The sequence below is a fragment of the Erwinia sp. OLFS4 genome (assembly GCF_002752165.1).
Lineage (GTDB): Bacteria > Pseudomonadota > Gammaproteobacteria > Enterobacterales > Enterobacteriaceae > Izhakiella.
In genome coordinates, this window is record NZ_MOMB01000045.1 from 1 (window position 1) to 19,250 (window position 19,250).

The 19,250-nt window shown below is 55.6% G+C and carries 16 protein-coding genes; 9 read left to right on the forward strand and 7 right to left on the reverse strand.

The window, feature by feature from the left end; translation table 11 throughout:
* Positions 1-131: IS1 family transposase (locus BL249_RS06765; protein ID WP_342633895.1), on the reverse strand; the 131-nt coding region annotated here is incomplete at its 3' end.
* A gap of 528 nt (positions 132-659) precedes the next feature.
* Here BL249_RS06765 and BL249_RS06770 point away from each other — a divergent pair.
* The 4 genes from BL249_RS06770 to BL249_RS06785 are packed head-to-tail and all read left to right on the forward strand — an operon-like array spanning position 660 to position 3,947.
* Positions 660-1,688, forward strand: a complete 1,029-nt coding sequence (locus BL249_RS06770) for an isopenicillin N synthase family dioxygenase (protein WP_099705900.1) — start codon at positions 660-662, stop codon at positions 1,686-1,688.
* An 18-nt stretch (positions 1,689-1,706) separates the two neighbouring features.
* Complete coding sequence (locus BL249_RS06775) at positions 1,707-2,510, forward strand: MetQ/NlpA family ABC transporter substrate-binding protein (RefSeq protein ID WP_099705901.1); 804 nt, start codon at positions 1,707-1,709, stop codon at positions 2,508-2,510.
* A complete protein-coding gene (locus BL249_RS06780) occupies positions 2,503-3,291 on the forward strand; it encodes a methionine ABC transporter ATP-binding protein (protein WP_099705902.1) in 789 nt (262 codons plus the stop codon). The genes BL249_RS06775 and BL249_RS06780 overlap by 8 nt, the downstream gene beginning before the upstream one ends.
* Positions 3,279-3,947 carry a methionine ABC transporter permease gene (locus BL249_RS06785; RefSeq protein ID WP_099705903.1) on the forward strand — a complete coding sequence of 223 codons (669 nt, stop codon included), beginning with the start codon at positions 3,279-3,281 and terminating at the stop codon, positions 3,945-3,947. Before BL249_RS06780 ends, BL249_RS06785 begins: the two co-directional genes overlap by 13 nt.
* Positions 3,948-3,993: 46 nt before the next feature.
* On the opposite strand, the gene entD is transcribed toward BL249_RS06785, so the two are convergent.
* Both entD and BL249_RS06795 read right to left on the reverse strand, forming a co-directional pair.
* Positions 3,994-4,644: an enterobactin synthase subunit EntD gene (gene entD, locus BL249_RS06790; RefSeq protein WP_099705904.1), complete on the reverse strand. Its 651-nt coding sequence runs from the start codon at positions 4,642-4,644 to the stop codon at positions 3,994-3,996.
* A 125-nt stretch (positions 4,645-4,769) separates the two neighbouring features.
* Positions 4,770-7,031 (reverse strand): TonB-dependent siderophore receptor, encoded by a 2,262-nt coding sequence (locus tag BL249_RS06795; RefSeq protein ID WP_099705905.1) that lies wholly within the window; start codon positions 7,029-7,031, stop codon positions 4,770-4,772.
* Positions 7,032-7,298: 267 nt separating this feature from the next.
* On the opposite strand from BL249_RS06795, the gene fes reads away from it, so the two are divergent.
* From fes to entF, 3 genes are read left to right on the forward strand one after another with little or no spacing between them, the layout of a single operon-like run.
* Positions 7,299-8,525 (forward strand): enterochelin esterase, encoded by a 1,227-nt coding sequence (gene fes, locus BL249_RS06800; protein ID WP_099706044.1) that lies wholly within the window; start codon positions 7,299-7,301, stop codon positions 8,523-8,525.
* 2 nt (positions 8,526-8,527) lie between these two features.
* Positions 8,528-8,731 (forward strand): MbtH family protein, encoded by a 204-nt coding sequence (locus BL249_RS06805; RefSeq protein ID WP_099705906.1) that lies wholly within the window; start codon positions 8,528-8,530, stop codon positions 8,729-8,731.
* A 9-nt stretch (positions 8,732-8,740) separates the two neighbouring features.
* Positions 8,741-12,646 (forward strand): enterobactin non-ribosomal peptide synthetase EntF, encoded by a 3,906-nt coding sequence (entF, locus tag BL249_RS06810; protein ID WP_099705907.1) that lies wholly within the window; start codon positions 8,741-8,743, stop codon positions 12,644-12,646.
* Between the two features lie 75 nt (positions 12,647-12,721).
* On the opposite strand, the gene fepC is transcribed toward entF, so the two are convergent.
* The 3 genes from fepC to fepD are packed head-to-tail and all read right to left on the reverse strand — an operon-like array spanning position 12,722 to position 15,524.
* A complete protein-coding gene (gene fepC / locus BL249_RS06815) occupies positions 12,722-13,531 on the reverse strand; it encodes an iron-enterobactin ABC transporter ATP-binding protein (RefSeq protein WP_099705908.1) in 810 nt (269 codons plus the stop codon).
* Positions 13,528-14,520 carry an iron-enterobactin ABC transporter permease gene (gene fepG, locus BL249_RS06820; RefSeq protein ID WP_099705909.1) on the reverse strand — a complete coding sequence of 331 codons (993 nt, stop codon included), beginning with the start codon at positions 14,518-14,520 and terminating at the stop codon, positions 13,528-13,530. Before fepG ends, fepC begins: the two co-directional genes overlap by 4 nt.
* Complete coding sequence (gene fepD / locus BL249_RS06825; protein ID WP_099705910.1) at positions 14,520-15,524, reverse strand: Fe(3+)-siderophore ABC transporter permease; 1,005 nt, start codon at positions 15,522-15,524, stop codon at positions 14,520-14,522. Before fepD ends, fepG begins: the two co-directional genes overlap by 1 nt.
* A gap of 111 nt (positions 15,525-15,635) precedes the next feature.
* On the opposite strand from fepD, the gene entS reads away from it, so the two are divergent.
* Complete coding sequence (entS, locus tag BL249_RS06830) at positions 15,636-16,865, forward strand: enterobactin transporter EntS (protein ID WP_099705911.1); 1,230 nt, start codon at positions 15,636-15,638, stop codon at positions 16,863-16,865.
* A gap of 39 nt (positions 16,866-16,904) precedes the next feature.
* Here the strand turns inward: entS and fepB are convergent, their stop codons facing one another.
* A complete protein-coding gene (fepB, locus tag BL249_RS06835; RefSeq protein WP_446717700.1) occupies positions 16,905-17,837 on the reverse strand; it encodes a Fe2+-enterobactin ABC transporter substrate-binding protein in 933 nt (310 codons plus the stop codon).
* A gap of 223 nt (positions 17,838-18,060) precedes the next feature.
* Between fepB and entC the strand changes: the two genes are divergently transcribed.
* Positions 18,061-19,236, forward strand: coding sequence for an isochorismate synthase EntC (entC, locus tag BL249_RS06840; protein ID WP_168174283.1), 1,176 nt, complete (start codon positions 18,061-18,063; stop codon positions 19,234-19,236).
* Positions 19,237-19,250 lie beyond the last annotated feature (14 nt).

Here is a 19,250-nt window from a genome sequence, read left to right on the forward strand (position 1 = left end):
TAAGCGTAAGTGAGTTGAAACACGCGGTGGCAGTCACGGCAGCGAAATCTGTCATAGCCTTTAGGGTTCTGACCATGGCGGTAAACCTGAACAGACTGACAACGGGGACAATGAACGTTAACGCTGGCCATAAGAGAACCTCAAAAGCCCGCATTATACATCAGATTCAACCAATTAGAGGCATCACCGCCACGGGAATATACCGGCTGGTTTGAATAATATCAGTTGCAATTTTATCTCCTTATTTATTTTTTTCAGGGTTAAATAATTGTATTTTGTTAAGCATTTACCTTTCCACAACCATGGTCGCTTTTGTTACAGGATCTTTTTTAAGTGTTATATCTGGTTAGTCATGAAATATTTTTATGAGTGCGGTATTTGATGTTAGAAATGATTTATTTTTTGTTGCTTAATGATTGATGTGTATAAGTACGGCTTCAGGGAGTGAATCTTACCACCTGCCGGCAAGGTGGCCGGATGATACTGTCTGTTATCAATAGGAGCGTGCTTTTCGATACCGGTGGGCTTCTGGCCAGCTAAGTACATTGCAATATGAAAACCGCATTACCAGTTTGCACATATTGTTAGCAGGAAATTTTGGTAGTGTCGCAGCGGGTCAGGTGGCAAGGTAAAATTCTGTTCACCTGCGGACCGATTTTATGAGTACAGCCGGCTCGTTATCTTTGCCTGTGATTGATTTTTCCCACCTGAAAAGCACGCCGCGTCAGCGTCGGGCGCTGCTTGAAAAGCTTGGTACGGCGGCGCGTGAAGTCGGTTTTTTTTATCTTACCGGACACGGAATTCCCGACCAATTACTGAGGCAGGTCCAGCAGGTTTCCCGTCAGTTTTTTTCCTTACCGCAGGCAGAAAAGTACCGGGTAGCCATGGTGAATTCACCGCATTTTCGCGGCTATAACTGCCCCGGTGCCGAAGTGACCCGCAGCCAGCCGGACTATCGTGAACAGTTTGATATTGGTGCTGAACGGGCGGCGGTTAGCACGCAGAACGGGCCGCTATGGTTACGTATGCAGGGGCCAAATCAGTGGCCACAGGCACTGCCAGCATTACAAACGGTGATCACGCGCTGGCAGAAGGAGATGACCGCAGTGGCACTGACGCTGTTACGCGCTTTTGCCGCGGCATTGTCGCTGCCGCCAGATGCCTTTGACAGTCTGTATGGCGCAAATCCCAACGAGCATATCAAACTGATTCGCTATCCGAGTCGTCACGATGGTCAATCATGTCAGGGTGTGGGAGCGCACAAAGATTCCGGATTTCTGACGCTGTTATTACAAGATAATCAGGGCGGTTTGCAGGTTGCCTTGTCGCCGGATCGCTGGGTTGATGTTGTACCGCTTGAGGGTGCTTTCGTGGTCAATATTGGTGAACTGCTGGAGCTGGCAACTAACGGTTATCTGCGTGCCACCGTGCATCGGGTGGTGTCGCCGCAGGCCGGACGCGAACGGTTGTCGGTTGCTTTTTTTCTTGGGGCCCGGCTGGACGCGGTGGTGCCGGTTTATCAGCTACCGGAAAGCCTCGCTCGTCTGGCTACAGGGCCGGCCAGCGATCCGCTCAATCCTCTGCTGCGTGAAGTGGGCTGGAATTATTTAAAAGGCCGGTTACGTTCACATCCTGATGTGGCGAAACGTTTTTACGCCGAATACCTCACTGGCGCAACGCATTCTTAAACAATAAGAGAAAATACCATGATGAAAACGGCGCTTTATAGTTTAGCTGGCCTTGCTTTACTGGTTGCACAAAGTGTACATGCTGCTGCGCTGCGCGTAGCCGCCGATCCCATCCCGCATGCAGAAATATTGCAATATGTACAAAAGATAGATCCGAAATTAACGCTCAGGATTGTGGAAATGAGCGGCGGTGCCAATCCGAATGAATTACTGGCAGCCGGCGACGTCGATGCGAATTATTTCCAGCATTTGCCTTATTTAAAAGATCAGGAAAAAGCCCTGGGTAAAACCTTCAGCGTTGTTGCCAGTGTGCACATTGAACCGCTGGGGATCTATTCACGAAAGGTGAAATCACTGGGGGCTTTACCTGCGGGTGCCAGTATTGCGGTGCCGAACAATAGCACTAACCTGAGCAGAGCGCTGTATCTGTTACAGGATAACGGGCTGATAAAACTTAAAAAATCAGGGGATCGCGCCAGTACGCTGGTGACGCCGGAAGATATCAGTGATAACCCGAAAAAAATTAAAATTGTGCAAATTGAATCACCACAAATTCCGCGTGCGCTGGACGATGTGGATGCGGCTATTATTAATGGTAACTATGCGCTGGAAGCCGGACTGGTGCCGGCGAAAGATGCGCTGGCGCTTGAGTCATCAACCAATAATCCATATGCCAATTTACTGGTTACCCGCCCGGAACTGGCCAACGATCCGCGGGTGCGCCAGTTAGCCAAAGATTTAACCTCGCCACAGGTAGCTGAATTTATTCGTAAAAAATACCAAGGCTCGGTTATTCCGGTGGCGAAATCCGGGCATGATTAAACTTGAAAATGTCAGTAAACGCTATGCAGATGCCGCTGAACCAGCGTTGACAGACATCAGCTTATCGATTGAGACGGGCACCATTTTCGGCATTCTGGGGCGCAGTGGCGCGGGGAAAAGTACCCTGCTGCGCTGCCTTAACCGGCTGGAAACGCCGACCAGCGGGCGGATAAACGTTGATGGTCGGGATATTGCCGCACTCAGGGGTACGCAGCTGCGCCAGCTGCGTCAGCAGATGGGGATGATTTTTCAGCATTTTAATCTGCTGCACGCGCGTAACGTTTACGACAATATTGATCTGCCGCTGGAGATAGCTGGCGTTGCGGCGAAAGTTCGTCGTCAGCGGGTGGCCGCGGTGTTACAGCTGGTCGGGCTGGAGAAATATGCGCAGGCCTGGCCCTCACAGCTGTCAGGCGGGCAGAAGCAGCGGGTGGGTATAGCCCGTGCGCTGGCAGCAGAGCCGCGTTATCTGCTGTGTGATGAGGCGACCAGCGCACTCGACCCTGAAACTACGGCTGCAATACTCGATCTGCTAGCACATATTCAGCAACAGCTAAAAATTACCATTGTGTTGATCACCCACGAGATGACAGTGGTGAAGCGTATCTGTCAGGGCGCCGCTTTACTGGAGCAGGGCAGGCTGATTGAGAGCGGTTCTCTGGCGCAGATTATGGCGCGCGACAGCGGGCGGCTGCGTCAGTTGTTACTACAGGATGGTGAAACTGACCGGGCTTTTCGTGCCCGATTTCAGGTGGGGGCTATCAGTCAATGCGTGGCGTGAATTGGGAACGTTTTCAGTCGTTAATGATCAATGCCACCCTGGAAACACTCTATATGGTGGCACTGGCCGCGCTGTTCACCCTGATTATTGGTTTGCCGATCGGGGTGTTACTGTTTCTTACCCGTCAGAATGGCCTGTGGCCGCAGCGTAGCCTGGCTGCCTTGCTTAACGGGGTGGTTAACCTGGGGCGGGCCTTGCCGTTTGTGATTTTACTGATTGCTCTGATCCCGTTTACCCGGCTGATCGTCGGGACCTCACTGGGCAGTAGCGCTGCTGTGGTACCCATTACGCTTGGTGCTTTCCCGTTTTTTGCCCGTATTGTTGAAAGTGCGCTGGATGAAGTCGATCGCGGTCGTATTGAGGCGGTGGCGTCGATGGGGGCAACGCTCTGGCAGATAGTCAGTCGGGTGTTGTTACCTGAGGCGTTGCCCGCGCTGGTAGCCGGTATGACGCTAACCATTGTGATGCTGATTGGCTTCTCGGCAATGGCAGGGGTGGTCGGTGGTGGTGGACTCGGCGATCTGGCTATCCGCTATGGCTATCAGCGTTTTGATAATAATCTGATGGCAGGAACGGTGGTGGTATTGCTGCTGCTGGTCATGCTGGTTCAGAAGCTGGGTGACCGGCTGGTGCGCGCGCTGGCACACCGGCGCTGAGCGGCATCAGAGAGCATAAGATACAACAGCGGCTGGCAGCGCAGATTTACTGGTCGGCACACAGTGCCACAATGTGGTCGCCGTTATGTTGCCAGTGCACTGTGCAGCGGCGTTCGCTAAGCTGTGGGTATTGCGTCGGGTAAAGTCTGAGTTGCACGCTGTCAGCATCCAGCCTAAGGATCCGTGAGGCGGCGAAGTCGGTCAGCGGCAAGGCGCGGCTGCTGAACGCTTTAAACAGGCTCTCTTTGGCACAGAAGGCGACGGTCAGTGCCAGCGTCAGCGGAAATGCCGATGCATGCAGAATCTGTTGTTCATCATCATTAATCAGGCAGGTTGCGATCTCAGCGCATAGTGTCCGGGTCATGATGCGTTCAATATCCACTCCAACCGGGTGGCGGGCAACCAGCGCCAGTGCCGTGGTTTCACAGTGGCTGATGCTGCCAAACAGGCCTGCCGGCCACAGCGGCTGCTGCTGATTGCCAATGGCGGGGATCGGATGACAGCCGAACGCCCGCAAGGCGTGAGCGGCGGCAAGCCGTCCGGCAAGATGCTCGGCCTGGCGTTTTTTTACTGCACCTTGTAACTGACGATGATGGGGTAACCAGAGCAGATCCTGCGCGCTGAACGTTAGCGGGTCAAAATCAACCCGTTGTAACGTTAAGCCGGCCAGCGAGAAGGTGGTGTGGTGCACCTGCATAGTCTCTTCCCTGTGAAATTTAGTTGTTATTGCCCTCTCTGCGGGGAGGGCAATGGTTTAACTGGCGGCCAATGCTGCGCTTTTTTTTCTGTCAGCGCCTGGCGACAGGTGCGACACCGGGGCGATCAAAAACGCGTGTTGAGGCTCATGTACCAGGTTCGGCCAGATTCATTGTATGTCTCTGCCCCGGCACCGTACATATACCCGGTGGTGCCGCCGGTGGTCTGCGCATTACCGGCGCGCCAGTGGCGTTTGTCAAACAGGTTGTCCACGCCAGCGGTCAGGCTGACGTTTTTCGTGGCATCCCAGGTGGCGCTGAGGCCGACAACGCTATAAGGGCTGAGCTCGTTGGTTTCTGAGCCGCTAACAGGCTGTCCCTTATAGTTGTATTTCTTCGGCTGTTGCTTGCCATACCAGGTAAAGGTCGATTGCACAGAAAGATCCTGACGGACCTGCCAGCTTAACGTTGAATTGAGGGTGTACTGGGGAATAATCGACAGACGTTCACCGGTCTCCTTATTCTTACTTTGCAGCATCCAGGTCATATTATTGGTCCAGCTGACGCTGTCGCTGACCGGCACATTAAAGGAGCCTTCAAGTCCTTCAACCACTGCTTTGGGGACGTTTTCCCACTGATAAATGTCGGTATAAGTAGTGGTACCTTTACTGGTAATGGAGGTCTGGCCCACAGGGGAATAACCGGCTTCGATTTTATTGCGATAATCGTTGCGGAACCAGGTGACCCCGGCTAACCAGCCGTCACGCTTAAACTCCAGTCCAATCTCTTTGTTGATGCTGGTTTCGGCCTTAAGGTCATCGTTACCCATCATATAACAACCAACGCCGTCGTTGCTGGCATAGCAACCCTGACCTTTGCTGTAGAGAATGTAATTAGGGTTGGTCTGATACAGACTCGGTGCTTTGTAAGCACGGGCAATGCCCATTTTCAGCGTAAAGTCGTCACCGAGCATTTGTGACAGATTAAGTGCCGGGCTCCAGTTGTTACCCACAATGCTGTGGTGATCAAAGCGCAAAGTTGGCGTCAGCGTGGTGGTATCGGTGACTTCCATATTGTCTTCAGCAAAGAGTGAGAAGATCTCCGCGCGTGAGTATGGGCTGCGGCCGGTACTGCTCAGACCGGGAATATTGCCGCCGGCAAAGGTTTGGGTATTGGATGATTTATCGTTGATGCGCTGCTGGCTCCACTCACTGCCCAGCGTCAGATTCTGGTTGACCCACCACGCAAACGGTATGCTGACTTCACTGTGTAGCATGACATCGTTCAGGTCGATATCGGTGTATTTCTGGGTGGCGGTAGGGTCAAAAATCCCTTCAGTCCCGCCGGCTAAGCCTTCGGGTATGCGCGAGTTACGGGTATGCTGGTATTGCACCCAGTTGTCAGTCGTAACGCCGTTATCCCAGGCACCATTCCAGGTTAATGAGTAATTCTGACGATAGAGCCGGTTTGTTTCTTTGCCATAGTTATCTTTTACCAGCTGGTTGCTGTTCGTGTTTTGCGTATCGCCGGCATACAAGTTGCCCTGGCGACTGTAACCGGCTTCAAATTCCAGTGACTGCATCGGTGCAAATTCCCAGCGCAGTACGCCGTTGACGTTTTTGTCAATCACGCCTTCACGGCCCGCTGGCAACGTATCGGAATAGATGCCGGTACGTTCAGACTGATGGCCCTGGTTGATATCCCATGCATCGGCCTGGGTTTTGGCAAGGTTGCCATACATGCGAAAGCTGAAATCGTCGCCTAATGGCCCGCTAAGACTGAAATTAGTGCGTTTGGTCGCACCTTCATCCTTATGTTGCGGAACGTTGAAATAGGTATTCCAGGAGCCGTGCCAGTCTTTGCCGCCTTTTTTGGTGATAATGTTTACCACCCCGCCGGCTGCCCCATTACCGTAGCGTGCTGCCGCAGGTCCGCGAATAACTTCAATGCGATCGATCAGCTCCGGTGGTACCCAGCTGGTGTCGCCGCGACTATCCCGTTCACCGCGCCAGCCGAGGCGGACCGCATTGCGGCTGGTCACCGGTTTGCCATCAATTAAAATCAGCGTATTTTCCGGGCCCATGCCGCGAATATCAATCTGGCGGTTATTGCCGCGCTGGCCGCTGGTGGAATTGCCGGTCAGGTTAACACCCGGCATGGTGCGGATAATTTCTGAAATATCACGGCCCGGAGGGCGTTTGCGAATTTCATCGGAAGTAATGGTCGAGACGCCCGGAGCCTGAAGGTTTTGCCGTTCGGCCGTCACTACCATGGTTGTTTCTGGCGTTGTTTTTTTGCTGCTGCTGTCCGTTTCCCCGGCATGCAGAGGGAGTGCCACGCCGTAAATTCCCAGATTGACCAGCAGGGTCAGGGAGTTAATTTTTTTCATTGTCATTCCTGCGGTTAGTCGCGCCGGTCCGTAATACTCCGTCCCAAAAGGGAAAGGCGGCGCCCAATGATCGTCAGAAAGTTGCTGAAATGCACCGCAGCGCACCGGCAATCTCTGACATGATTATGTTTATTAGCTAGTTAACGCGCGCGCAATGAAGCGCGGTAATACGCTATTGCAAATGCAAATAATTATCAATAATATTATCAACTGTTTTAAAGTGCTTAATAATAAATGCTTATTAAACATGGGGTTATGGTGAATCATGTGTTAAAGACAGGCAGTGATAGCTGGTGGAAAACGCTGAAAGGACCGCAGTTGTCTGTAGAGGATGACCACTGTCTGGTGACCTTCTGGTGGCGGGATCCGGCAGGCACGGAGCAGACATCCTCTGTCAGGCGAGTGTGGCTGTATATCACCGGCGTGACCGACCATCACCAAAACGCCGTGCCACAGAGTTTACAGCGGGTTGCCGGTACCGATGCCTGGTGCTGGCAGCTGCGTATGTCGCCCACCTGGCGCGGCAGTTACTGTTTTATCCCTTCCGGGCGGGAAGATGACTTTGCCCCGGCGGCTTTTCGTCCTGTGCCGGATGCGGCCGCTCTACGCGCGGGCTGGCGCCATTTACTGGCGCATGCGCAGGCCGATCCGTTAAATGTCCACAGCTGGCGGGGCGGGCGTGGGCATGCTGTTTCGGCACTGACACTACCGCAGGCACCCGCTCAGCCGGGCTGGCAGTCACAGCCTGTTACCTATACTGCGCCGCTGGAAATCGAATGGCGTAGTGAACAACTGAACAATGTTCGCCGGGTCTGGATTTACACCACCGGTGAACATCCGGCCGCTGACAGGCCGCTGGCGATTCTGCTTGACGGCCAGTTTTGGGCGCACAGCATGCCGGTATGGTCGGCACTGGCTGCGCTAACTGCGGCGAATAAGTTGCCGGCGGCGGTTTATCTGCTTATTGATGCCGTTGATACTACACAGCGAAGCCAGGAGCTTCCCTGTAACGCCAGTTTCTGGCTGGCCTTACAGCAGGAATTGCTGCCGCAGGTTGCTGCCATTGCGCCATTCAGCGATTTGCCGTCCCGCACGCTGGTTGCTGGCCAGAGTTTTGGCGGTCTGGCGGCTTTGTTCGCCGGGCTGCACTGGCCGGAACGGTTTGGCTGCGTACTCAGTCAGTCCGGTTCCTACTGGTGGCCACAACGTGATGGCCAGCAGCCTGGTCGCCTTATCCAACAGCTTGAACAGGGTGAACTACAGCCCCGGGGGCTGCGTATCTGGCTGGAGGCTGGCATACGCGAACCGGTGATTTTTCATGCCAATCAGCAGTTGCTGAGGCAGCTGCAACGCCTGCAGCAGCCGGTATTCTGGCAGGAAGTTGACGGCGGCCACGATGCACTTTGCTGGCGCGGCGGCCTGACCGCAGGACTGATGCAGTTATGGCAACCGTTGCTTCCCACCCTGGCAAACAGAAATGATGACAGGAGATAGCTATGCAATTCAGTAACCCTTTCGATGATGCGCAAGGGCAGTTTTATATTTTAGGTAATGCACACCAGCAGTTCAGCCTGTGGCCACAACAGTGCAGGTTACCGGCAGGCTGGGACGTGCTGTGCCCACCGCAAGCGGCAGAAGAGTGTCAGGCCTGGCTTCAGCGTCACTGGACAAGCCTGTCACCAGACAGTTTCAGTAGTTGAGGAGTGGCAATGACTAAGCGTTTACCGCTGATAGCAGCCCAGCCTGGTATCTGGATGGCGGAAAAACTATCTGTGTTGCCGAACGCCTGGTGCGTGGCGCATTACGTGGAATTACAGGGGGACCTGCAGCGGGATGTATTCCGCCGGGCGGTTGTCGCCGGCCTCGGGCAGGCGGACACCCTGCGTATGCGTTTTTCTGTCGTTGATGGTGAGGTCTGGCAGTCGCTGGATGAGTCTGCCCATTTTGCACAGCCGGACTGGCATGATTTACGTCATGAGGCCGATCCGCATGCTGCGGCAATGACGCTGATGGAAGCCGATATTGCCGCAGAACTGCGTATTGACGGGAGCAGGCCATTGGTGATGCATCAGCTGTTGCAGCTGGATGATAACCGCTGGTACTGGTATCAGCGTTATCATCATCTGCTGGTAGATGGTTTTAGTTTCGCGGCAATAAGCCGTCAGATTGCTGCTATTTATCGTGCCTGGCTGCGTGAGGAAGCGACGCCAGCTTCGCCTTTTACCCCCTTTGAGCAGGTAGTCGAGGAATATCAGCGTTATCACCAGAGTGACGCCTGGCAGCGTGATAAAGGTTTCTGGGCGCAGCAGCGTCAACAATTACCCGCGCCGGCTTCCCTGTCAGCGGCCCCCTTGCCTGGCCGGCCATCAACCAGTGCCGTCTGGCGGTTGAAGCTCGCGGCAGGAAAGGGATTGCAGCGCCTGGCGCACCAGTCACCCGGCTGTCAGCTGACCGATCTTGCCCTGGCGCTGACGGCGTTATGGCTCGGTCGTTTATGTGGTCGCACTGACTATGCGGCTGGTTTTATTTTTATGCGTCGTATGGGATCGGTGGCGTTAACCGCCAGCGGACCGGTGCTTAATGTGCTACCACTGGCCATCAGGCTTGATGCGTCAGAAACGCTGCCACAGCTGGCTCTGCGGCTGGCTGCACAGCTGAAAACCATGCGTCGTCACCAGCGCTATGATGCTGAGCAGATTGTGCGTGATAGCGGTAAAGCCGGCACGGATGAGGCGTTATTTGGACCCGTATTTAATATTAAACTGTTTGAAAACCAGCTGGGAATAGAGGGCGTGCGCTCGGTAACCCACACTCTGGCGTCGGGTCCGGTAAACGATCTGGAGCTGGCGTTGTTTCCCCAGCCGTCCGGCGAACTGACGATAGAAGTGCTGGCCAATCGTCAGCGTTATGATTATCAGGTGCTGACAGGTCAGGTAGCACGCCTGACGGCGATGATTGAGCAGTTTGATCAGCAGCCCGGATTGCGTTGTGGTGAGGTTGATCTGCTGTTGGCCGAAGAACATCAGCACCTGGCGCGAATTAATCAGACCGCCCGCCCACTAAAAGAAACTACCCTGAGTGCGCTGGTGGCACGCCAGGCGGACAAAAGCCCCGACGCGCCGGCGCTGGCTGATGCGCACTGGCAGTTCACCTATCGGGAAATGCGTGAGCAGGTGGTGACGCTGGCTGAACGGTTGCGTCAGCGCGGGGTAAAGCCGGGTGACTGCGTGGCGGTGGCGTTGCCACGTTCGGTCTTTCTTACCCTGGCTTTGCATGCGGTGGTTGAAGCAGGCGCGGCCTGGCTACCGCTGGATACCGGTTACCCGGACGATCGCCTGCAGATGATGCTGGCGGATGCCCGGCCCTCGTTGCTGATCACCTCAGACGATCAGCTGCCCCGATTTACTGCGGTGAGCGGACTGGAAACCCTGTGCTACAGTGCGCCCCTGGCGATAGCCCACAGCGCACCGCTGGCGGTGTCACGGCCTCAGCACACTGCGTATATTATTTTTACCTCGGGTTCCACCGGGCGGCCGAAAGGCGTCATGGTAGGCCAGGCGGCTATTGTCAATCGCCTGTTGTGGATGCAGGACAGCTATCCTCTGACCGCGAAAGATGTTGTGGCGCAGAAAACGCCCTGCAGTTTTGATGTTTCTGTCTGGGAATTCTGGTGGCCATTTATTGCCGGGGCGCAGCTGGTGATGGCTGAGCCGGATGCCCATCGCGATCCGCTGGCGATGCAGGATTTCTTTCAGCGCTATGGTGTTACCACCACCCATTTTGTTCCCTCAATGCTGGCGGCGTTTATTGCTACGTTGACGCCGGAAAACAGCCGCTGTTGCCGGACACTGAAGCAGGTATTTTGTAGCGGAGAAGCGCTGCCGGCAGCGTTGTGCCGCGAATGGCAGCAGCTGACCGGTGTGGCGCTGCATAACCTGTATGGTCCGACAGAGGCGGCCGTGGACGTAAGCTGGTATCCGGCTTATGGCGACGCCCTTGCGGCGGTAAGTGGCAACAGCGTGCCGATTGGTTATCCGGTCTGGAATACCGGTCTGCGTATTCTCGATGCCATGATGTGTCCGACGCCATTTGGTGTTGCCGGTGATCTTTATCTTACCGGTGTCCAGCTGGCACAGGGTTATCTGCACCGGCCGGATCTGACCGCCAGCCGTTTTGTTGCCGATCCTTTTGTTGCCGGAGAGCGCATGTATCGCACCGGCGATGTGGCGCGCTGGCTGGAAAATGGCGCGGTAGAGTATCTTGGCCGCAGTGATGACCAGTTGAAAATCCGCGGGCAGCGGATTGAACCTGGTGAAATTGATCGGGTGATGGCGACGCTGCCCGATGTGGCGCAGGCTGTGTCGCATGCCTGTGTGATTAATCAGGCGGCGGCCACCGGTGGTGATGCCCGTCAGCTGGTAGGTTACCTGGTGTCTGTGTCGGGAGCACCATTGCCGCTGGAGGCATTGCGTCATACGTTAAGTACCCTGTTGCCGGCACATATGGTGCCGGTAGTGTTGCTACAGCTTGCGGCGTTACCGCTTAGCGCAAATGGTAAACTGGATCGCAAAGCCTTGCCGTTACCGGTGCTGACTACAAAAACTGCCGGTACTGTCCCGCAGTCTGAAAATGAATTGCGGGTGGCCAGTGCTTTCAGCCAATTGCTCGGCTGTCAGGTAAAGGATACCGAAGCCGATTTCTTTGCGCTTGGCGGTCATTCACTCCTGGCAATGCGTCTGGCTGCATTACTGAGCCAATCCAGCGGGCGTCAGGTGACGCCAGGGCAGGTGATGGTGGCGCCAACGGTAGCCAGGCTGAGCGCACTGCTTGATTCTGCTCTGAGCGATGAACAGGCTGAACGGCTGGGACATGAATCTCTGTTGCCGCTGCGTGAAGGCCGCGGGCCGACGCTGTTTTGTTTTCACCCGGCTTCAGGTTTTGCCTGGCAGTTCAGCGTGCTGGCACGCTACCTTGATGCGCACTGGTCGATTACCGGCATTCAGTCACCGCGGCCAGATGGGCCGATGCAAGATGCCGCGACGCTGGATGAGGTTTGCGATCGCCATCTGGAAACCCTGCTGGCTCAGCAACCACAGGGGCCGTATTATCTGCTGGGTTATTCGCTGGGTGGCACCCTGGCGCAGGGCATTGCCGCACGTCTGAGTGCCCGGGGTGAAGAGGTGGCTTTTCTTGGCTTACTGGATACCTGGCCACCGGAGTCACAGAACTGGGCGGATCGCGAGGCCAGAGGCGCAGACCCTGCGGTGCTGGCGGAAATCAATCGCGAGCGCGACGCGTTTCTGGCCGCTCAGCAACAGGGGCAGACTTCTGAGGCGTTGTTCAGCGCGATTGAAGCCAATTATGGCGATGCTGTCCGCTTACTGACGACTGCCCGTAGCGCAATCTTTTCCGGTAAAGCCACGTTATTTGTGGCTGAGCGGACGTTGCCTGATGGCGTCGACCCGCGTCAGGTGTGGGCGCCCTGGGTCGGGCAGCTGGCGCTGTATCCTCAGGATTGCGCTCATGTCGATATTATTTCTCCGCAGGCGTTTGTCACTCTGGGACCGCTGTTACGTCAGCAGCTAGCCGAGGCGGCAAGCGAAATGGTGGAATAAATCATCCAGCGCGGCTGATGTCAGCATGTGTCCAGCAGGTAAGCCGCAGCGTCGCCTGCTTGCTGGACAGCGCCGTTATCCGGCAGGTGGCAGACGTCGTCCCAGCGGCACCACCAGCGGGGTATGGCTGATCGGATCGTCAATAATCATGCAGCGTAATCCGTAGACTGCTTCAATCAGTTCTGCGGTGACAATATCTGCCGGAGCGCCCTGGGCGAGGATCTGTCCGTCACGTAAAGCAATCAGATAGGTGGCATAACGGCAGGCATGATTCAGATCGTGTAATACCGCAGCCAGCGTATAGCCCTGCTCACGGTTTAGCTCACTGAGCAGCTCAAGCAGGTCAATTTGATGACTGATATCCAGCCAGGTCGTGGGTTCGTCGAGCAGCATAATATCTGTTTGCTGAGCCAGTACCATGGCAATCCAGGCGCGCTGACGCTGGCCGCCGGACAGAGTATCCATATTTTGCTGTGCCAGCCCGGTAATGGCAGTTGCCTGCATTGCCCGGATCACCGCCTGTTCGTCTTCAGGCTGCCAGCGGCTAAACAGCGGCTGATGGGGATAACGTCCACGTGCTACCAGCTCGCGCACGCTAATATCTTCCGGAGTGGTGGCGTTTTGCGCCAGCAAACCAACGCGGCGGGCGACCTCTTTGCTGGCATAATGCTGAATCAGCTGCCCATCAAGATAAACATGGCCCTGACGGGGCGTCATTAAACGGCTTAGTGTGCGTAATAATGTGGATTTTCCGCAGCCATTGGGACCAATAATTGCCGTAAAATGACCGTCCGGAATAGTCAGTGTCAGATTTTCCACAATACACTGTTTACCGTAGGCCAGCGTCAGGTTTTCGCCACGCAGGCGGCTTGTGATTTCGCTCATGGTTTACGGGACTCCTGAATTAACAGTGCGATAAGATAAATCCCTCCGATACAGACGGTCACAACCCCGACAGGTAACTGATAGGGAAGGAACAGTCGCTGGGCGCAAAAATCCGCCAGCAGCAGTAACAGCGCGCTGCACAGTGCGGACTGTAACAACAGCCCGCGTGCGCTCCCGCTGAGGCGCCTGGCAATATGTGGTGCGACCAGTGCAATAAATGAGATGGGGCCGGCCAGCGCAGTGGCGGCTGCCGTCAGCGTCACCGCTACCAGCAGTAACAACAATCGCGAACGCTCAACCCGTACACCCAGCGCACAGGCGCTGTCATCGCCCATTTCCAGCATGCGCATACGTCGCACCAGTAGCCCGGCGCACAGCAGCATCAGCACAATTAATGGCGCGCCCGGCGAGGTTTTCGCCCAGGTCAGCCCGTTTAGCGAACCGGCATTCCACAAGCCTGCTGACAATGCGGTTTCCAGCGTGGCGCGTAATAACAGCCAGGTATTGAATGCGATCAGCATTGCACGTACGCCAATACCAATAATAATCAGCCGGAAAGTTTCAATACCGTTGCGCCAGGCTAGCAGCCAGACCAGCAGCGATGTGATAATTCCCCCCGCCATGGCTGCCAGCGTAATAGCTGCCAGGTTCTGGCCGAACATGACCATAGCGACCAGTACGCCACTCCAGGCACCGGTATTAAAGCCCATAACATCGGGGCTGCCGAGTGGATTACGCATTAACGACTGGAAAATAGCGCCGCTGACGCCTAGCGCCGCGCCGATTAGCAAAGCCATTAGCACGCGCGGCAGACGCCATTCGTTGACCACCACTCTTATCCCTTTCGGCCCGTTTCCCAGCAGACTCTGAATAACCTGATTAAATTCCAGCGGTACGCTGCCGCTGCACAGGCTCCACAGGCCGAGCAGTAAGCAGGCGCTAAGTAACAGTACGCTACTGATAATGAGCCGGCGTGGCATGCTGGTCATCAGCGTGTTCCCCGCGATGGCCGGCGGACCAGCCAGATTAGCACCGGTGCGCCGATAAAGGCACTGACCACGGATACGCGCAGTTCACCGGGGACCAACAGACGACCGAGAATATCCGCAAGCAATAGCAGGGTAGGGGTGGCAATCAGGGTGACCGGCAACAGCCAGCGGTGATCGCCCCCCACCAGCCAGCGGGCTATATGCGGCATCATGAGTCCGATAAAGGCAATAGGACCGACCAGCGCAGTGGCGCTGCCAGATAACACGCTGATTATCAGTAACCCGGCAAGCTGTGTTTGTACCACCCGGTTACCGAGTGCGGTAGCGGTAGCGCTGCCGAGGCTAAGACTGTTAAGCGCCCGGCTAAGTACCAGCGCTAGCAGTGCGGCAAGTGCCACCGGGGGAGCAACTATTTTCAGCGTGTGCAGGGTGCGAATATCCAGCGAGCCGGCCTGCCAGAATCGCAGCTGATCGTAAACATCCGGGTTCAGCAGGGCGATACCGCTGGAGAGTCCTTCAAGCACGGCACTGAATGCCACCCCAGCCAGCGTCAGACGCACCGGGCTGAGCTGGCCACCGCCCTGACTACCGGTAAACGCCACCAGCAGGGAAGCTGCGAGGGCGCCAAAAAACGCCACCAGCAGCAGCGCCTGAGGGGAAGAGAAACCCAGCAGCGCAGCACTCAGCACAATGGCAAAGCTGGCGCCGGCATTCACGCCCAGAATGCCGGGATCGGCCAGCGGATTGCGGGTCAGCGTCTGCATCAGTGCGCCGGACAGGCCCAGTGCGCCGCCTGCCAGTAGTCCCGCCAGCGTGCGCGGCAGTCTTGCGTCGAGCACGATAATGCAGTCGCTGCTCTGGCAGGCACCGGTCAGCGCGTCAGCCACCATGGAAAAGGGTAAAGAGCGGGCACCGACCGCCAGGCTGAGTACAGCAGTCAACAGCAGCAGCGTCATTAACGCAGGCAGGATCACGAGGCGTCTCACGCCGGTGGAAAACAACATAACAGCTTTCGTGTCATTAATAATGATAATAATTATCGTTATCTATCTTGTTTGGGTATGTTAGCATGCGTGCAGACGAAACAATATGAAAATAGTATCAGGGCGCTGTACATGAATCGACAATCCTGGCTGCTGAATATCAGTCTGCTGAAAACCCATCCGGCCTTTCGCGCAGTGTTCATTGCGCGCTTTATTTCCATTTTATCATTGGGATTATTGGGGGTGGCGCTGCCGGTTCAGCTGCAAACCATTACTCACTCTACCTGGCTGGTTGGCCTGGCGGTGACGCTAACCGGTGGCAGCATGTTTATTGGCATGATGTGCGGGGGGGTACTGGCCGATCGTTATGAACGTAAGAAACTGATTTTACTGGCACGAGCTACCTGTGGCCTGGGGTTTGTTGGCTTGTGGATAAATGCTCAGCTGCCGCAACCTTCGCTGGTTGCAATTTATTTACTGGGAATCTGGGACGGTTTTTTTGCCTCGATCGGTGTCACGGCGCTGCTGGCCGCAACCCCGGCACTGGTTGGCCGGGAAAATCTGATGCAGGCCGGTGCTATCACCATGCTGACCGTACGCTTAGGCTCGGTGATTTCACCAATGATAGGCGGATTATTGCTGGCGGCTTGTGGACTGAGCTGGAACTATGCGCTGGCCGCGGCCGGCACCTTTGTCACGACTTTAACATTGCTGCGTTTGCCGGCAATTCCGCCGCCGCTGCAGTCACGTCATCATCCGCTGAAATCCCTGTGCGAAGGAATAGGCTTTTTGTTAAACAGTCCGCTGGTGGGGGGGATAGCATTACTGGGCGCGCTGCTGACCATGGCGAGCGCCGTGCGGGTGCTCTATCCGGCACTGGCTATTCACTGGCGCATGTCCAGCGCACAGATTGGTTTGCTGTACGCCGCTATCCCGCTGGGAGCAGCCGCAGGGGCGCTGACCAGCGGCCGGCTGACACAAACACCTCGTCCGGGAAAAATAATGTTGTTAACGACCATAGGTTCTTTTCTCGCTATCGCGCTGTTTAGCCTGATGCCTTACTGGACGCTGGCAGTGCCGCTGCTGGTGGTCTCCGGTTGGTTCAGTGCTATCAGCGCATTGTTGCAATACACGCTTATCCAGACGCAAACGCCGGAAGCCATGCTCGGACGGATTAACGGTTTGTGGACCGCACAAAATGTCATCGGTGATGCGGTTGGTGCGGCACTGATTGGTGGGCTGGGAACGATGCTGACGCCGGCAGACTCAGCCAGTGTCAGCGGCTGGGTGCTGGTATTCTGCGGGATTGCTTTGCTGCTGGTATTAAAGACCTTACGCCGTTTTTACCAGGCGTTGCAGTAACGTTACCCACAGGCCGGCAGTCCGGCCTGTGGGTGCAGGTCAGTGGCGGGTGGCTAGCAGGGTGTTGACGCGTTCGAGTATCAACATGGCGCTGTAGTAATCGAGGCGAAAGGTTTCGCTTCCCAGTGCATAGATATGCTTTTGTTTAACTGCAGGGAGGTCTGCAAGCAGCGGATTGGCGTATATCGCTTCTGCGTCTTTGTTATCACCGGCAAACAAAAACAGTGAACGCCCGTTCAGGCCAGCTGCGAGGTTTTCTCCGCCTAACTGAATGATATCGCTGCGTTTCCCCTGACTATGGCCGCCATGCAGGCTGGCGGGTAAGGTGGCAAGCGTCATACCGAGTTGTTGCAGCAGCTTCCCCTGAGCTGACTGCGGTGTCCAGAGATTGGCGCTGTGTGCGGCGGCGGTATAGACCAGCGCACTTACCGGCTGCGGCGGTAGCGTAATGTGCTGTTTTACCTCAGACAGGCGTTGATTAAAGCGGGCGATGCGCGCTGCTGCCTGCTTTTCCTGACCGGTTATCGTCCCGAGCCGGGTGAGCAGTGCCTGCCAGCTTTCATCGCCGTAATTAACAATAATCGTTGGCGCTATTTGTGACAGCTGGTCGTAGAGCGCAAGCGCAGAATCACCGCCGGTGGCGCTGACGAGGATCAGATCGGGCATCTGCGCGGCTACCGCTTCGGCGCTGGGCTCACCAATATACAAACGCGTGAGTTTACGCGCTTTGGCTACCTTGCCCCACTGACGCAGAAATCCCTGATCATCGGCAACGCGGTTATTGGGGGTGGTAGCGCCGCTGGCGATCACCGGTGCGTCGATAGCCAGTAACGAACCGGTCAGAGTGACACTGGTAGAAACAATACGTTTCGGCGGCTGTTGCAGCGTGTGGATGCCACGGCTATCGGTGATTTGTCGCGGCCAGCCGGCAGCCAGCGCGCTGTTCATCGCCGCAAGGAACAGGAGCACCATCAGCAAAGTTTTACGCCATACAGAAGATAAATTCACGGATTAACGTCCTTAGTTATACCTGTAAAAACAAAATGTTGTGATTTTTTACTGTCAGTGAGACAGGCGGAAATTGCTCTGTAAGCAGACAGAAGGTTGACATACAGAACGTTTAAATTTAGGTTACCAAACCAAAATAATAATGATAAGCATTATTAATACCGTTATCATTTTTTGCAGGGGAACCATGGAAACGTCAAATAATGACATCAACACCGGATGCTCAGCCGCGCTGTCACCCGATAGCTTTTTCTTTATGTCGCCCTATCGCTGTTTTACCACATCTGGCTGTTTCCAGCGTTTTTCATCGTCAGCCGTTGATGGCAGTGATATGCATGGCGTTTTTCAGCAGCGGCTGAATGACGCTTTCTTACAAGCCAGAGCAGCCGGTATTGCTGAACCACGTGTGGTTGGCGCCATTCCTTTTGATACCCGTCAGCCTTCGGCATTGTTTATCCCGGAAAGCTGTACACCTTTTGCCCGGCATGACGTGCAGCAGGCGGCCAGCCATGCGCCCGCGTCGCTGGCGTTAAATATTATCGAACGTAAGGAAATCCCCGCGCAGCAGCGTTTTGAATCGATGGTTGCCAGTGCGGCCGGTCTGACCGCGACGCCACAGGTTGATAAAGTCGTGTTATCGCGCCTGATTGACATTACTACCGACCAGGCACCCGATAGCCGGCAACTTCTGTCGCGGCTAATCGCCCAGAATCCGGGAAGCTTCAATTTCCACGTTCCTTTGCCGGACGGCGGGGTGTTGCTGGGAGCCAGCCCGGAGCTGCTATTACGTAAACAGGGGCATCGCTTCAGTTCGCTGCCGCTGGCGGGTTCGGCGCGCCGCCAGCGTGATGCTGCTCAGGACCAGCAGGCCGGCGATAGCCTGATGGCCTCGCAAAAAGATCGTCATGAACATCAGCTGGTGATTCAGGCGATGCGCCGGCTACTGGTTCCCTGTAGCGCGCAGCTGCATGTTCCGGATTCCCCACAGCTGATTACCACCCCAACCTTGTGGCATCTGGCCACGCTGATTGAGGGCACTACCCGTGCCGGACATAATGCGCTGGCGCTGGCGTGTCTGCTACACCCCACGCCGGCATTGAGTGGTTTTCCGCATAAAATGGCAAAACAACTAATTGAAAAACTTGAACCTTTTGACAGGCAACTGTTCGGCGGGATCGTCGGCTGGTGCGATGACCAGGGTAACGGTGAATGGGTGGTCACTATTCGCTGCGCCCGGTTGCAACAAAATCAGGTTCGCCTGTTCGCCGGTGCTGGCATTGTGCCCGCGTCTTCTCCGCAATCTGAGTGGCGTGAGACCGGGGTAAAACTGGCGACCATGCTTAACGTATTTGGTTTGCATTAATCAACGAAAGGCAC